Origin of the sequence: Streptomyces sp. NPDC046261 (assembly GCF_040646235.1) — a bacterium.
In the GTDB taxonomy this organism is placed as follows: domain Bacteria; phylum Actinomycetota; class Actinomycetes; order Streptomycetales; family Streptomycetaceae; genus Streptomyces.
The window spans coordinates 18,994-33,909 of sequence record NZ_JBEYZU010000021.1; the positions used below are offsets into that span (position 1 = coordinate 18,994).

Here is a 14,916-nt window from a genome sequence, read left to right on the forward strand (position 1 = left end):
GGCGTGAATGCCGGTCAGCGTATGGATTGTTGAACAATTCTGCAAGGAGGGAAGCGACCGGTCCGGATCGCGCGGAGCGGAACGGCGAGTACCGGACAGCCGCGATCCTCACCGTCCGTTATGCGCTCGGCGGTTCGCGGTGTCCGGTCGCGCGCCGCCGCGCCGTTGACCTCTGACGCTTCGTCAAGTGCCCTGCATGGACGCCCTTCTCATGCGCTCTCCTGGGCGATTGTGTGTGACCGGATGTCTTCTTGTGTGCCGCCTTGTCCGGACGGACGCTGGTCCGGCAACTCTTGGCATGAACGCGACGTGCGGTCGCCTTTCGTGCCGCATGAATCCTCCGGGCCCGTACGCCCCTTCCGCGTCGGGCACACCCCCACTCACAGGAGGTCGACGAGTTGAACCACTCACGCATACCCGGGCGGCGTACCGCCCTGGCCGTCGCGGGCGTCCTGGCCCTGTCCACCGCCTCCCTCACCCTGGAGAACGCCACGGCGGCCCCGGCGGCACAGCCGGGCACCCTGTCCGCCGACCGCGCCGGCGACCTCTCGCGGCAGATCGAGGCGGAGTTCGGGTCCGCCACGGCCGGTTCGTACTACGACGCCGATGCCCGCAAGCTGGTCGTCGGCGTCGTCGACCGGGCGACCGCCGACCGGGTCCGCTCCGCCGGCGCCGAGCCGCAGGCCGTCACGCACTCGGCCGCCGACCTGGCCTCGGCCCGGGCGGTGCTCGACGCCGAGGCGGCCGTCCCCGGCACCGCCTGGTCGGTCGACCCCCGGCTCAACAAGGTGGTCGTCACCGTCGACTCCACCGTCAAGGGCGAGGACCTGGCCCGGCTCGAGAAGGCCGTCGCCCGCCTCGGCGACAAGGTCGCGGTCAAGCGGACGACCGGTCAGCTCCGGCCGCTGATCGGGGGCGGCGACGCCATCTGGGGCAGCGGAGTGCGCTGTTCGCTGGGCTTCAACGTCTCCAAGTCCGGCCAGCCGTACTTCCTCACGGCCGGGCACTGCGGCAACGCCTCGGCGAGCTGGTCCGCCTCCCAGGGCGGCTCCCGCATCGGCACCGTGGAGAAGTCCTCCTTCCCCGGCAACGACTACGCCCTCGTGAAGTACACGTCCTCCATCGCACACCCCAGCGCCGTCAACCTCTACAACGGCGGCCAGCAGAACATCGGCAAGGCCGGCGAGGCCACCGTCGGCCAGCAGGTACGGCGCAGCGGCAGCACCACCCAGGTCCACGACGGCAAGGTCACCGGCCTCAACGTCACCGTCAACTACCAGGAAGGCCAGGTCAGAGGACTGATCGGCACCACCGTGTGCGCCGAGCCCGGCGACAGCGGCGGCGCCCTGTTCGCCGGGGACACCGCACTCGGCCTCACCTCCGGCGGCAGCGGCGACTGCGACTCCGGCGGCGAGACCTTCTTCCAGCCGGTGCCCGCCGCCCTGAAGGCGGTCGGAGCCCAGCTGCCCTGACCGCGACTACGTGCCGGGGTGCGGCGCCGGAACCGGCGGCGCCGCACCGCCGGCCTCGCCGAGCGCCCAGCTCGCCAGCAGCCGCAGCGACTCCGCGGACGGCGAACCGGGCTCGGCGTGATAGGTGATCAGCTGCTGCTCCGGGTCGGCGGGCAGGACCAGCGTCTCGTAGGAGAGGGTCAGCGCGCCCACCACCGGATGCAGCAGCCGCTTCACCCCGAAGCCCTTGTCCTGCACATTGTGCGCCGCCCACAGCGCCCGGAACTCCGGGCTCTTGACGGACAGCTCGCCCACCAGGGCGGCCAGCTTCGGGTCGTCCGGGTACCGGCCCGCGTCCAGGCGCAGGAGGGCGACGATGTCGGCCGCCTTGCTCTCCCACTCCACGTACAGCTCACGGGTGGCGGGGTCCAGGAAGACCAGCCAGGCAAGGTTGCACTGCTGCGGCGGCAGGGCGGGGAAGTCGCCGAGCAGCGCGCAGGCGAACCGGTTCCAGCCGATGATGTCCAGGCGCCGCCCGATGACGTAGGCCGGGACGCTGTCCATGGTGTCGATGAGCTGCTGGACCGCCGGACGCACCCGCTGCGGGCGGCCCACCGCGGCCCGCGAGGGCCGGGCGGCCGGCCTGGCCAGCCGGTTCAGATGATCCCGCTCGGCCCCGTTCAGCCGCAGCGCACCGGCTATCGCGTCGAGCACCGCCGCGGAGACGTTCTGGCCCCGGCCCTGTTCGAGACGGGTGTAGTAGGCCACGCTCACCCCGGCGAGCTGCGACAGCTCCTCGCGGCGCAGCCCCGGCACACGGCGCCGCCCGCCGTGCGCGGCGAGCCCCACGTCCTCGGGCCGCAGCCGGGCGCGGCGGGAGCGGAGGAACTCGCTCAGTTCGGTGCGCTGATCCATGCACACCAGTATGCGGGCGGTTCGCGCAGGTCAGGGTGGTCCTGCCAGTGGTAGGAACGGCAAGCGTGGGCTCAGTGGAGTTCTGGCTAGGCGGATCCGGCGGGCGCAGGATCGAAGCCATGACGCACACCACTGTCCACGCGTACGCGGCACCCGCGCCGAAGGCCCCGCTGGAGCGGACCACCATCGTCCGCCGCGAGCTGGGCGCGCACGACATCCTCATCGACATCACCTACGCCGGCATCTGCCACTCCGACATCCACACCGTCCGCGCCGAGTGGGGCGAGGGCGGGCCCTTCCCCCTCGTCCCCGGCCATGAGATCGCGGGCGTGGTCGCCGAGGTCGGCTCCGGCGTCACCCGCCACGCGCCCGGCGACCGGGTCGGCGTCGGCTGCTTCGTCGACTCCTGCCGCACGTGCGAGAACTGCCGGGCCGGCCTGCAGCAGTACTGCACCGGCGAGCTCGGCATGGTCGGCACCTACGGCGCCACCGGCCGTGACGGGCGGATCACCCAGGGCGGCTACTCCACGCAGCTGGTCGTGGACGAGAACTACGCCCTGCGCATCCCCGACGGCATCCCGCTGGACGCCGCGGCGCCGCTGCTGTGCGCCGGCATCACGCTCTACTCGCCGCTCGTCCACTGGCAGGCCGGCCCGGGCAAGAAGGTCGCCGTCGTCGGGCTGGGCGGCCTGGGCCACATGGGGGTCAAGCTCGCCCATGCCATGGGCGCCGAGGTCACCGTGCTCAGCCAGTCGCTGCGCAAGAAGGAGGACGGGCTGCGGCTGGGCGCGGACCACTACCACGCCACCTCCGACCCGGCGACCTTCGCGGAGCTGGCGGGCACCTTCGACCTGATCCTCAACACCGTCTCCGCCGACCTCGACCTGGACGCCTACCTCGGCCTGCTGCGGACCGGCGGCACCCTCGTCCAGCTGGGCGCTCCCGAGCGCCCGCTGTCCGTCTCGCCCTTCGCCCTCATCGCCGCGCGCACGTCCTTCGCCGGATCGATGATCGGCGGCATCCCCGAGACGCAGGAGATGCTGGACTTCTGCGGTGAGCACGGCATCGTCCCCGAGATCGAGGTGATCCGCGCCGAGCAGATCAACGAGGCGTACGAGCGGGTGCTGGCCAGCGACGTCCGCTACCGCTTCGTCATCGACACCGCCACCATCTGAGCGCCGCGCCGCACCGGGACGCCCGCCCTCACAGAGGGTGGGCGCACCGGTGCGGCCGCACCGTCTCACTCCCGGTCGCGGGCCGGCTTCCCGTCCTCGGCCTTGTCCAGCTCCCGCATGCGCCGGTGGATCGCTTCGCGCAGGTTCGGGCCGCCCGGGCCGGTACGCGGGCGCTCGTCCGGCCCCGGGGGCGGCTCCTGCGCCCGCTCCCCGGCGGCGGCCCGTCCGGCCTTGTAGCGTTCGATCAGCCGGTGCAGCTCGCGCGCGCGGGCGCTGCGCTTGTCGCTGTCTCGTGTGTTCTCGCCCATGTCGGACCCTCCTCGGACGGCCGGGTCGCGCGGCGTGCCGGCCCCGCCTTCAGCCATTGTCCTGCGTTCCGCCTTCCCAGGTGCCTTCGGCGTGGTCGCCGGACCGCAACGCCTCGATCTGGGACCGCCAGGCGCCGGCCCGGGAGGTGGTGGACTCCTTCACGCGTGCCGTCAGGCTCCGGGCGGCGGAGAAGCGCTCGGACGTGGGCCCGCTGCTGGCGATGCGCTGAGCGGTCTTCGTGCGGGCGTCGATGGCCGCGCGCAGGCTCCCGGCGCGGGCGGTGAGCTTGCCCAGGTCGCGGAACTGCGGCTTGTCGGTGCCGAACCAGATCTGCTGCCACCAGTGGTCGGTGACCGGGTCGCGCCAGCTGATGTAGCCGCCCGGCAGGATCTGGCGCGGGCCCGGCAGGTGGCCGCCGAAGCTGTAGCGGACACCGGGCGCGTTGACCGGGTCGTAGAAGTTGGGCGTGAAGAAGTCCGACACCAGCATCCCGTTGATCGTGTAGCCGAACTCCGGGGCTTCCGGCGGGTCGGCCACCTCGACGAGGAACTCCACCACGCCCTGCCCGGGCTTGGGCGACTGGCCCGCCACCAGCCGGTTGCCCCACGGGTCGGCGAGCATCTCCAGCATTTCGTGGCTGGCGGTCAGCGACCAGCTGTCGCTGTACTCGATCAGCGAGAAAGGCTGTCCGTTGTCGTCGAGGTGGACGCCGGCCGCACCCTCCATGCCGATGTCGTCCCTGACGATCATGGGCCAGTAGCCGACGGGGACGTCGTCCAGCTTGTCGAAGGCGTCGACGGAGGCCGGGAGGTTCCACAAGGGGGCGAAGTCCCGGATGGCCTGCTTCTGCAGGGCCGCGGCGACGCGGGTGAGCTGGGAGGGGGTGATCTGATCCGTCTCGGAGACCAGGGCGAGCTGGGTGACGAGCATGCGGGGTCCGTCTTTCTGGGGGCGTGGTGGCCGGGGCGATCGAGGGCCCGGGAACCTCGGGGCCCGGGAGGATGCGGTGACTTTGCCCGGCTTTCGCCGTTTGTCACCCATGACCGCCCGCATGGAGTACGGGCCGCCGGCCGGCGCCCGGGATCAGTGCCCCTCGTCCAGCCCGAGCCGCCCGCTGACCCGGGCGTGCAGCCGCGCGAGGCGCTTGGGCGCCCACCAGTTGAGCCGCCCCGCCACGGTCAGATACGCCGGCACGAGGATGCCCCGCACCAGCACCGCGTCGACCAGCACGGCCACCGCCAGCCCCGTGCCCAGCACCTTGAGCATGGTCACCCCCGAGGTGGCCAGCGCCCCCGTGACCACGGCCACCGCCAGCGCTCCCGTGGTCACGAGCCGGCCCGTCCGCGCGACGCCCTCCACCACGGCCCGCCGGTTGTCGCCGGTCAGCCCGTAATGCTCCCGCACCCGCGACAGCAGGAAGATCTCGTAATCGAGGGCCAGGCCGAAGGCGATGGAGAACATCAGCAGCGGCATCGTCATGTCCAGCGCCCCGGTCACCGTGAAGTCGCCCAGCGCGTCGCGCAGATGACCCTCCTGGAAGACGAGCACCATCGCCCCGAAGCTCACGCCCAGGCTCAGCGCCGCGATCAGCAGCCCCTTCAGGGGAAGCAGCACGCTCCCGGTGAGCAGGAAGAGCATCGCCCACGTCGTCGCGGCGGCGACGGCCGCCGCCAGCGGCAGCCTGGCCCGTACCGCCTCCCGCGTATCGGAGAGCATCGCGGCCCGCCCGGTCACCAGCTGCCCGCCACCGGGACCGGGCACGGCCCGCAGCCGGCGCACCAGGTCCCGGGCCTCCTGCGACTGGGGGTCCTGCGGGCCCGACACCTGCAGTACCGCGCCCCGGCCCATGCCGGGCGGCACCGCCGTGCGGGCCCACCCCGCCCGGTCCACCCCCGCCAGAGCGGACACCTTCCGCTCGTAGGCGGCCAGCGCCGCACCGTCCCGGGCGGGGACCGCGTCCGGAAGGACCACCGTCACCGTCCGCTCGGGGCGGACGGGAAAGCCCTCGCGGATCTCGGCGGCCGTGCGGTGCGCCTCGGTGTGCGCGGGCAGCACGCGCTCGTCCGGCAGGCCGAAGTGCACCCGGGCGAACGGCGAGGCGAACATCAGCAGGGCGATCGCGCACCCGCCGCCGTAGTACAGCGGACGCCGCGAAACGGCTCCCGCGACGGTCCGCCAGAGCGGGCTGTCCGGCCGCGGCGGGCCGCAGGGGCGCCGCCCGCGCAGCAGGCTCAGCGGGTCCCAGCGGTTGATCCGGGTGCCGATGAGCGCCAGCACGGGGGGTACGACCATGGTCGCGGCGGCCGCCGAGAACACCGCGACCGCCATGCCGGCACAGGCCATCGACCGCAGGAAGGGCAACGGCAGCACCAGCAGGGCCGACATCGACAGCGTCACCGCGGCCGCGGACACCGCGACCGTGCGGCCCGCCCGGCGCGCGGTGCGCCGCACCGCCTGCTCCACGCCGTGGCCGGCGAGCAGCTCCTCGCGGTAGCGGGTGACGAGGAACAGCCCGTAGTCCACGGCCAGCCCGAAGCCCAGGGCGCTGGTGAGGTTCATGGCGAAGACGGACACGGGCATGGCGAGCGTGAGCAGCTTCAGCAGCGCGAAGGTGCCGACGACGGAGACCGCCCCGATCGCCAGCGGGACGAGCGCCGCGACCAGCGACCGCAGCGCGACCAGCAGGAGCAGCAGGGTCAGCGGCGCGGCCACCAGCTCGGCGCGCACCAGGTCCCGCAGGCCGGCCCGCCGGGCCTCCGCGCTGACCCAGGCCGAGCCGGTGGCGGAGACGCTGAGCACGCCACGCGTGCCGGTCAGGGTGGGCACCAGGCCCTCCGCGGTGCGTGCCGCGTCCCGGTCGGCGCCCGTCAGGTCGGCGGCGAGCAGGGCCCGCGAGCCGTCCTCGGACCGCAGGGAGGGGTCCTTGTCCGTCCAGTACGAGCGCACGCTCGCCACTCCGGCGGAGCGCGCGAGCCGCCGCGCGAGGCGGCGCCCCTCCTCGCGCGCCCGGGCGCCGTCCACGCCGCCCTCGGCCCGCACGAGCAGGACGAGGTCGGGGTACCCGGCGCCGAAGCGGTCGGCCAGCACGGTGTCGGCGCGGGCCGATTCGGTGTCGGTGGCGGCGTAGCCGCCGTCGGCGAGCCGCTCGGAGGTACCGGCGCCGGCCACGGCGAGCACGGCCGTCAGCAGGACCGTGACCGCCGGCACCAGCCAGGGCCGCAGGCGCGCGAGGACGCCGTCGGCCTGCCCTGCCGCGGCCCCCGGGGCCGCCGGCTCCGGGCCCAGGGCCGCCGTGTCGAGGTCCCGGGGCGGCGTCATGGGACCTGGTGGAACAGGACGGTGTTCCGGCCGCCGCAGCCGACGCCCGCGCGCGGAAGGTCGGTTGGGGACACCTTGCCGATGCCCGCGCGCGGAGTGCCGCTTGGGGGCGCCATGCCGATGCCGTCCCTCACGGCGCCCGCCACGCCGGTGTCGCGTACCCGGCCCCACCCTGCTGGGGGCCGATGGTGCCGGTACCGGCCGCCATGACCCGCTCGATGAAGGCCGCCGCCTCGCCGAGCGTGGCGCCGACGGGCTCCTGGTCCAGTGTCACCCTCAGCCGGTCCTGGACCACGGTGACCAGCTCGGCCTGGGCGAGCGAGTCGATGTCGAGCTCGTCGAAGGTCACGTCCGGGGCGATCTCCTCCTCGCGGACGCCGAAGCGGTCGGTGAGCAGACGGGCCATCAGGTCGTACACGGGTTCCATCGATCGTGCTCCTCGATCGGGGGCGGACACCGGGCACCAGGCACACGGGTCATCTCATGCCATAGCACTCTTTTCCGGTTGTGTTGTCGCAGCAGCGTCCCCCGGCGGGCGGCCGGGCCCGGACAGACACGCGCGCCCCACCGGGCGCGTCACCCGTCCTGCCGAGGCCGCCACCTGGTCCTCGCCCAGACACGTGCCGCACGGCGGGCTGCGCACCAGGCCGCCGATGCGGCAGGTCAGGTGCGCTGGAGCATGAGAACGGCGATGTCGTCGGTGTGCTGGTCGGTGGGGCCGGTGTGGTGGATGAGGCTGTCGACGAGGTGGTGCAGGGGGAGGTCGCCCGCCTTGGCGAGGTGTTGGACCAGATCGGCGGTGGTCTGGCCGATGTCGGTGCCGGGGGTTTCGACGAGGCCGTCGGTGTAGAGGGCGAGGAGGGTCCCCTCGGGCAGGGGAAGGGTGGTGAGGGGGTAGGAGGGCGTTCCCATGCCGATGCCGAGAGGAGGCCCGGGGTCGATGTCGACGGCGCGGGCCCGGTGGTCGGGGTGTCGCACAAGCGGGGGCGGGTGCCCGGCGCCGGCGAGCGTCACCTGGTGGCGGGCGAGGTCGAGGTGGGCGTAGAGGCAGGTGACGAACCGGTCCGTGCCCAGGTCGGCCAGGTCGCGATCGGTGCGGGTGAGGACTTGGCCGGGAGTCGCGCCGGCGGTGGCGTGGGAGTGGACGGCGGTGCGGACCTGGCCCATGAGGGCGGCGGCTGTCACGTCATGGCCTTGCACGTCGCCGATGACGGCTGCGGCGGTGGTGTCGGTGAGGCGGATGAGGTCGTAGAAGTCGCCGCCGATGTCCATGCCGTGGCTGGCGGGCAGGTAGCGGGCGGCGACATCGAGCCCGGTCAGGCTGGGCAGGGTGTGGGGCAGGAGGGTCTGCTGGAGGGTGTGGGCGAGGTTGTGTTTGGCGTCGTAGAGGCGGGCACGGTCCAGGGCCTGGGCGATGAGACCCGCCAGAGGCGTGAGAAGAGCTCGTTCCGCGGTGGCGAACGGGTGTGGGTGGTTGAAGGCGAGAAGGCAGCACCCGATGGGGCGTCCGGAGATGATGAGCGGCAGGAACGCCCATGCCTGTTTGTCGCTGGTCTGCGGCGCCCTGGGGTAGGCGCGGGCCAGCTCGGCGGGGTCGGCGAAGAAGGATGAGGCCCCGGTGGCCAAGGCGTGGCCCGCAGGGGTGAGGTCGGCGTCCGTGGGCAGGCCGTCGAGCTGCGCGATGACCTGCGGGGCGTAGCCGCGGTGTCCGATGATCTTGATGCGGCCGGCTTCGGTGGTGGACAGGATCAGGCCGTGAGCGCCGAAGGCGGGCAGGACCTGATCGGCGAGCAGGTCGACGACGTCCTGGACGCCCACGGTCTCGGTCAGCGCGGCTGCCAGATGGACCAACAGGTGCATGCGACTCGCAGTCAGGGCACCGGTGGGAGCCGTATGCGCGCGGACGGGCTTGGACGGGTGATCCGCGGTGCGACGGGGGCTGACGAGGATGCTGACGCCGCTGTCATCTGGGTGGAGGCTGAAGTCGAGCCACTGCTCCGGCGGACGCAGGACGGTCAGGGTAAGGGGTTCATGGCTGGTGACGGCCGTGCGGTAGGCGTCCATGCAGGTGGCGTTGTCCAGCCAGGGCAGCGACTGCAACGGCTGGGTGCCCAGCAGCTGCTCCACCGGCCTGCCCAGCAGGGCGGCGGCAGCGGTGTTGGCGAAGGTGATCCGGCCTTCCAGGTCGAGGGCGAGGGCGCCGAGAGAAAGACGCTCGACCAGGCCGGCCGCTGCGAGCGCCGACTGTGCCTGCGCCGCGCCAGGGCGGTGCAGAGGGACGAAACGCGGCCTGTCCGGAATGACCGGAGGAGGAACAGCCGCGTCCAGGACCCGGGCGACACGCCGAGCGCTGAGGGCGATGCGTCCGCGCTCGCGGGGGTCGAGGCGGGCCGGACGGCTGGGAGGCCACAGCAGGATCAGCGTTCCCCAGCAGCGTCGGAGGCCTTTGAGCGGGGAGACCGCGAACGCGAGCCGGTAGGGGATGCTCGCTGCGGCGCGCGGGTACAGACGGGCGAACTCCTCCTGGCAGCCCACCCAGACCAGCCGCTCCTCACGTACCGCATCCGGGTTCGGCCCGTGGGAGGCGAGCGACATGCGCCACCACGGCACGTACACCTCTACCGGCAAGCCGCACAGCACGACCAGGCCCAGCTCTGCCCCTGCCGGGTCCACCAGGTACACGCCCCCGGCCATGGCACCCGTACGATCCACAGCCGCCACCAACGCCTCGCCCAGCGGATCAACAGCGCCAGGCCGCTCACCGTGCTCAGTCACCTGACATAGCACCTAACGCCCATAGTGGGACCGTACGCCCGCGCCGTGGTGACGGCGCGCGGGAACGGAGGGCAGCCGGAGTGCGAGCCGATTCAGCGGGGCGCTGCGTGGCAGGTGTTGACCGCTGGAGCGCGCTGGTTCTGTCTGTGCTGTCATACTGTCCACTCTTTTAGGTGAATTGTGCCCAGGGCATCTGTCGGGCGTCGGCAGATGGGCGGTTACCTGGCCATGCCTGTACGGACAAGCGGATACGCCCGAAGAGGGGGTACGGCCGTGAATTTCAGGATCACCAGAAAGCGGCATGGTTCAGTCGCTGTGATGACAGCGCTGGCCGCGACAGCAATGATCTTCTCTCCCGGAGCGGCGTCAGCCGCCGACCCGCCAGTAGGCGACGGCAAGTACCACGCCATCAGCAACGTCAGCGGCCTTGTGCTCGAGCGAGAGGGACGGTGTGCCAACCCGACCGGATACGCCATCATCGACGCTGACAGCCAAGTCAACGCGCAGCTGTTCCGGTTCGACCTCAACGCGGAGGGCACCGTATACATCTACGACCGGTGCGGGGCTTTGCGAAGTCGTGCGCTGACTGCCCCGTCCCAAGCGGGGGGCAGGGTCGGAATGCAGGCGTATGAATCGACCCGTGCCGACCAGAAGTGGAACGTCACCAAGGACTCCAGCGGCAGGCTGACCATCACGAGTGTGGCGGGCGGCTATGCGCTCGACACCGACGGAACGGCTGCGCTTTCTGAGGTAGTGGCCAACACACCCGATCCCCAGTCGTCCACTCAGCGGTGGGCGGTGGTCAGCACCGTCCCATAGAGGGTAGAACGCGGCCGAACGCGCCGGCGTCCCCGCTGTGTCCGCCCGGCACCTCGCCGCGGCCGGACGCCGCCCAGACGGACTCTCCGCCGGCCGTTACCGCCAAAAGCGCCACGACGACCGGGAATGCCCCACGGGCCGGGAGATGACCACGGTGCCGGCCGGCCCCGTCGCGCTGTGACACCGCCCACGCCCGGGCGCCGGAAATTCCGGGGCGTCCGGGCGGGGCCCAATGGCATGCTGTGGGACGTGAACGGTCCCGAGATTCATGTCAGCTTCGCCCCTGAGCTGCGGCTTTTCATCGCCGCCGAGCGTCGTCGGCCGCGTGCGGCCGTGGTCACCGACGGCGTCTCCACCCTCGGGCACGTGATCGAGTCCCTCGGCGTCCCGCTCACCGAAGTGGGCGCGCTGTCCGTCGACGGCCGCCCCGTGCCGGCCTCGCATGTGCCGGCCGCGGGCGAGGAGGTGGAGGTCCGGGCGGTCGCCCGCCCGCAGGAGGTCCCGGGGGCACCGCTGCGCTTCCTCCTCGATGTGCACCTGGGAACGCTCGCGCGGCGACTGCGGCTGCTGGGTGTCGACGCGGCCTACGAGAGCGACGACATCGGCGACCCGGCGCTTGCCGCGCTCTCCGCCTCCCAGCAGCGCGTGCTGCTCTCCCGCGACCGGGGCCTGTTGCGCCGGCGGGAGCTGTGGGCGGGCGCGTACATCTACAGCGACCGGCCCGAGGAGCAGCTGAGGGACGTACTGAGCCGCTTCACGCCCCCTCTGGCTCCCTGGACGCGGTGCACCGCCTGCAACGGTCCGCTCCAGGACGCCGACAAGGAGGCCGTCCGCGAACAGCTCGAGCACGGCACGCGCCGGACCTATGACGTCTTCGCGCAGTGCATCACCTGCGGGCGGGTGTACTGGCGCGGCGCGCACCACAGGCGGCTGGAGGCGATCGTCGAGAAGGCGGTGCGCGAGTTCGGCGCCGCCGCGGCCTAGGCGCGGCACATGCGCATCCCCGGCGCCGGGTGCAGGCTGGAAGAGCCGGGTGCACGCTGGAGGAAAAGCGCCAGGAGGTGGACGTCATGCAGACGATCGTCGGTTGGCACATCGAGGTCGAATTCGAAGAGGTCGAGAAGCGGACGCGCGCGGCCGCACTGCTCAGGCTCCAGGACGGCACGGAGCTGAGAGCCCGCGGGCACGCCACCCGCCACCCCGACGACCCCGAGCAGCAGCGCGTCGGCGAGGAGCTCGCCGCGGCGCGGGCGCTGAACGAGCTCTCCCGGGAACTGCTGAAGAAGGCCGGGCACGACATCGAGGAAGTCACCCACGTCGAGGCTCACCCGGCGATGTGAGCCGCCCCCGCCCGGTGGACGGACACCGGCCGGCGGTCCCCGGGACCGTCCCCGGGCCCGGTCATCAACTTTGGTAGGACGACGTCGCTACCTTCGGCGCATGTGCCGGACCGGGGCCACTGCCTATGGTTCGAGGGTGAACGTACGAACGTGGGCCCGTGATCTGTGGCGGCGGCTGGCGGAGCCGGGGGAGTGGTCCCGGCGCCGGACCGCCGGGGAGATTCTGCTCGCCCTCACGCTCGCCCTGCTGGCGGGCTGGGCCGAGACCGGCCACGGCTGGCCGCGGATCATTGCCGTCGCCGTGGCCGTCGGCGGCCTGAGCCTGCTGCGGCGCGTCCTGCCCGCCACGGTGCTGATCGCGGCGGGCGTGGTGACCGGGGTCTTCGGCGGGGCCGGGCTGCTGCTCCTTGCGGTGGCCGGCTGGTCCGCCGGGCGCAGGATCGCGGGGGTCCTGCGTGCCCTGGTCGCCTTCAGCCTCTCCTTCGCGCTCTCCATGGCGCTCGCGTTGTGGCAGACGCCCGACCAGGCCCTCCTCACCCTGGTCTTCTCCACCCCCCTCTTCCTGGTGTCCACGGTGGTCCCGGGCCTGGCCAACCGCTACTGGACCCAGCGCCGCACCCTGTTGCAGACCCTCACCCAGCGCAACGCCCAGCTGTTGCGCGAGCGCGAGATGGTCGCCGGCCAGGCCCGGATGCGCGAGCGGCAGCGCATCGCCCAGGACATGCACGACAGCCTGGGCCACCAGCTCGCGCTCATCGCGGTGCAGACCGGGGCGCTGGAGGTGGACCGGGAGCTGACCGGGCGGCAGCGCGAGGCGGTGGGCGTGCTGCGGGAGGCGTCGGTGGCCGCCATGCAGGAGCTGCGCGAGGTGGTGGGCATCCTCAAGGACGGCACCCCGGAGGAGGAGCAGCCCACGTCCCGGGTGGTGGCCGGCATCGAGGAGCTGGCCGACGCGGCCGCGGCGGCGGGGATGCGCGTGACGCTCGAGCGGTTCGGGGAGGCCCGGCCGCTGGCCCCCGCCGCCGACCACGCGGGCTACCGCATCGTGCAGGAGGGGCTGACCAACGCGGCCAAGCACGCCCCGGGCGCCCCCATTTCCATCGCCCTGCGCTACGAACCCGACTCGCTCCTGGTGGAGGTCGCCAACGGGCCGGTGCCGGAGTGCGGCGGGCCGCCGCCGGAGGCGGTCAGTGGCGGGCAGGGGCTGACCGGGCTGCGGGAGCGGGCCCGGCTCGTCGGCGGCATGGTGTTCACCGGCCCCGCCGAGGGCGGCGGATTCCGGCTCGCCGGAGTCCTGCCGTACGACTCGGCGGAGGCGAGGGAGACGCGGGGGACGAAGGGGGCTGCCGCCACGGGCACGACCTTCGTCGACGCGGGGGACGACTTTCGGGAGCAGACCGGGCGGGGGGCTCCGGGCGACGGTGGACCGGTCATCGACCGGCTGGATCCGCGCGAGGAGTTCAAGGACATCATGAGCACGAAGAAGAGCAGCGGCTGCCTGATCGGCTGCGGCATAGGTCTGCTGATCCTGGTGGGCCTGGCCGTGGTGGCCCTCTTCGGGGTCGGAAAGATCATGGACGAGGCGGACAAGGCCATGATCGACCCGAGCGTCTACCAGTCGGTGCGCACCGGCGACCCCGAGCAGCAGGTGCGCGAGAAGCTGCCTTCCGGGAAGTCCTTCCTCGCCTCCGACGTCAAGGGCAAGCTCCCGGCCGAACCGGCCGGCACCAGCTGCCTGTCCCTGCTGTCCACCGACACCTCGAAGGGGCTGACCACCGACACGGTTTACCGCTTCTGTTTCAAGGACGGGAAACTGTCCGAGAAGCGTGAGTTCCACGTCAAGAGCTAGTGCGCAGCACACGACCGTGAGCAGGGGTAGACCAGGTGATCCGCGTCCTCATCGCCGACGACGAGCCACTCATCCGGGCGGGCATCAGGATGATCCTCACCTCGGCCGACGACATCGAGGTCGTGGCCGAGGCGGCGAACGGGCGGGAGGCGGTCGAGCTGGCGCGGCGGCACGGGGCCGACGTGGCGCTTCTGGACATCCGGATGCCGGTGATGGACGGCCTGGCGGCACTGGCCGAACTGGGCCGGGCCGTTCCCGGCGTCCGGGCGCTGATCCTGACCACCTTCGGTGAGCGCGACAACGTCCTGCGGGCCCTGCGGCAGGGCGGGGCGGGCTTCCTGCTCAAGGACTCGGCGCCCGCCGAGCTGATCGGCGCGGTACGGGCGGCCGCGGCGGGCGACGCGTATCTCTCGCCCGCCGCCACCCGGCACGTCGCCGACTCGCTGGCGACCGCGGCCGCCGCCGGCCGGGACGAGGAGGCCCGGGCCCGGGTGGCGGGGCTGAGCGAGCGCGAGCGCGATGTCCTGGCCCTGCTCGGCGAGGGGCTCTCCAACGCCGATGCCGGCCGGCGGCTGCACATGAGCGAGGCCACCGTGAAGACATACGTCAGTCGGATCCTCGCCAAGCTGGGGTGCGACAACCGCGTTCAGGCCGCCCTGCTGGCGCGTGACGCGGGCCTGGGCACCTGAGATCCACGGAGCCCCGCCGAGAACCGTGCGACGAAAGAAACAAAGGTTTTTGGCCACTTCTGCCTGACATGTGGTCAGCGAGCGGGTGGCTTTGCGATATCTTTTACGGCGTTCCCTCGGGATCGTGCGTCCCATGCGACGCCGGAACGACGTCGAGAGTGCGATGCAAACGCACCTCGCGGAACGCTCAGCACAGGCACGCCTCCGGCGAACCCACCGGGTCCCGCCGCGCACCGCCCTGCCCCAAAGTCTCCTGACCCGTACCGTTTCACCTAG

General features: G+C 72.5%; 13 protein-coding genes. 7 read left to right on the top strand and 6 right to left on the bottom strand.

The genetic code is table 11. The features are described from left to right. The first annotated feature begins 398 nt into the window (after nt 1-398). On the top strand, nt 399-1,472 hold the full coding sequence (locus ABZ956_RS26395) for a S1 family peptidase (protein ID WP_361898517.1): 1,074 nt from the start codon (nt 399-401) through the stop codon (nt 1,470-1,472). Nucleotides 1,473-1,478: 6 nt separating this feature from the next. On the opposite strand, the gene ABZ956_RS26400 is transcribed toward ABZ956_RS26395, so the two are convergent. Further along, on the bottom strand, nt 1,479-2,366 hold the full coding sequence (locus tag ABZ956_RS26400) for a helix-turn-helix transcriptional regulator (protein ID WP_361898520.1): 888 nt from the start codon (nt 2,364-2,366) through the stop codon (nt 1,479-1,481). A gap of 119 nt (nt 2,367-2,485) precedes the next feature. On the opposite strand from ABZ956_RS26400, the gene ABZ956_RS26405 reads away from it, so the two are divergent. Further along, complete coding sequence (locus tag ABZ956_RS26405; RefSeq protein WP_361898523.1) at nt 2,486-3,541, top strand: NAD(P)-dependent alcohol dehydrogenase; 1,056 nt, start codon at nt 2,486-2,488, stop codon at nt 3,539-3,541. Between the two features lie 65 nt (nt 3,542-3,606). Here the strand turns inward: ABZ956_RS26405 and ABZ956_RS26410 are convergent, their stop codons facing one another. From ABZ956_RS26410 to ABZ956_RS26430, 5 genes are all read right to left on the bottom strand, one after another. Further along, entirely contained in the window at nt 3,607-3,849 is a 243-nt protein-coding gene (locus ABZ956_RS26410) for a hypothetical protein (protein ID WP_361898526.1), read from the bottom strand. 49 nt (nt 3,850-3,898) lie between these two features. Continuing rightward, the gene (locus tag ABZ956_RS26415; RefSeq protein WP_361898529.1) at nt 3,899-4,780 is read right to left on the bottom strand and encodes a hypothetical protein; all 882 of its coding nucleotides are present in this window, start codon (nt 4,778-4,780) and stop codon (nt 3,899-3,901) included. A gap of 153 nt (nt 4,781-4,933) precedes the next feature. Next, nucleotides 4,934-7,168 (bottom strand): MMPL family transporter, encoded by a 2,235-nt coding sequence (locus tag ABZ956_RS26420; RefSeq protein WP_361898532.1) that lies wholly within the window; start codon nt 7,166-7,168, stop codon nt 4,934-4,936. A 130-nt stretch (nt 7,169-7,298) separates the two neighbouring features. Then, nucleotides 7,299-7,595 carry a phosphopantetheine-binding protein gene (locus ABZ956_RS26425; protein WP_361898535.1) on the bottom strand — a complete coding sequence of 99 codons (297 nt, stop codon included), beginning with the start codon at nt 7,593-7,595 and terminating at the stop codon, nt 7,299-7,301. Nucleotides 7,596-7,831: 236 nt separating this feature from the next. Next, nucleotides 7,832-9,862 carry a SpoIIE family protein phosphatase gene (locus ABZ956_RS26430; protein WP_361898706.1) on the bottom strand — a complete coding sequence of 677 codons (2,031 nt, stop codon included), beginning with the start codon at nt 9,860-9,862 and terminating at the stop codon, nt 7,832-7,834. 399 nt (nt 9,863-10,261) lie between these two features. On the opposite strand from ABZ956_RS26430, the gene ABZ956_RS26435 reads away from it, so the two are divergent. The 5 genes from ABZ956_RS26435 (at nt 10,262) to ABZ956_RS26455 (ending at nt 14,640) form a co-directional block, all read left to right on the top strand. Next, nucleotides 10,262-10,762, top strand: coding sequence for an RICIN domain-containing protein (locus ABZ956_RS26435; RefSeq protein WP_361898538.1), 501 nt, complete (start codon nt 10,262-10,264; stop codon nt 10,760-10,762). 249 nt (nt 10,763-11,011) lie between these two features. Further along, the gene (locus ABZ956_RS26440; RefSeq protein WP_361898541.1) at nt 11,012-11,746 is read left to right on the top strand and encodes a Mut7-C RNAse domain-containing protein; all 735 of its coding nucleotides are present in this window, start codon (nt 11,012-11,014) and stop codon (nt 11,744-11,746) included. Between the two features lie 86 nt (nt 11,747-11,832). Then, nucleotides 11,833-12,102, top strand: a complete 270-nt coding sequence (locus ABZ956_RS26445) for a DUF1876 domain-containing protein (protein ID WP_361898544.1) — start codon at nt 11,833-11,835, stop codon at nt 12,100-12,102. 136 nt (nt 12,103-12,238) lie between these two features. After that, entirely contained in the window at nt 12,239-13,951 is a 1,713-nt protein-coding gene (locus ABZ956_RS26450; protein WP_361898547.1) for a histidine kinase, read from the top strand. 35 nt (nt 13,952-13,986) lie between these two features. Then, nucleotides 13,987-14,640 carry a response regulator transcription factor gene (locus ABZ956_RS26455; RefSeq protein ID WP_361898550.1) on the top strand — a complete coding sequence of 218 codons (654 nt, stop codon included), beginning with the start codon at nt 13,987-13,989 and terminating at the stop codon, nt 14,638-14,640. The last annotated feature ends 276 nt before the right edge of the window (nt 14,641-14,916 follow it).

Coding starts and splice junctions, on each gene's coding strand:
- ABZ956_RS26415 (WP_361898529.1), bottom strand. CDS start 4,780: ATGCTCGTCACCCAGCTCGCCCTGGTCTCCGAGACGGATCAGATCACC.
- ABZ956_RS26420 (WP_361898532.1), bottom strand. CDS start 7,168: ATGACGCCGCCCCGGGACCTCGACACGGCGGCCCTGGGCCCGGAGCCG.
- ABZ956_RS26405 (WP_361898523.1), top strand. CDS start 2,486: ATGACGCACACCACTGTCCACGCGTACGCGGCACCCGCGCCGAAGGCC.
- ABZ956_RS26435 (WP_361898538.1), top strand. CDS start 10,262: ATGACAGCGCTGGCCGCGACAGCAATGATCTTCTCTCCCGGAGCGGCG.
- ABZ956_RS26445 (WP_361898544.1), top strand. CDS start 11,833: ATGCAGACGATCGTCGGTTGGCACATCGAGGTCGAATTCGAAGAGGTC.
- ABZ956_RS26410 (WP_361898526.1), bottom strand. CDS start 3,849: ATGGGCGAGAACACACGAGACAGCGACAAGCGCAGCGCCCGCGCGCGC.
- ABZ956_RS26425 (WP_361898535.1), bottom strand. CDS start 7,595: ATGGAACCCGTGTACGACCTGATGGCCCGTCTGCTCACCGACCGCTTC.
- ABZ956_RS26430 (WP_361898706.1), bottom strand. CDS start 9,862: ATGGCCGGGGGCGTGTACCTGGTGGACCCGGCAGGGGCAGAGCTGGGC.
- ABZ956_RS26400 (WP_361898520.1), bottom strand. CDS start 2,366: ATGGATCAGCGCACCGAACTGAGCGAGTTCCTCCGCTCCCGCCGCGCC.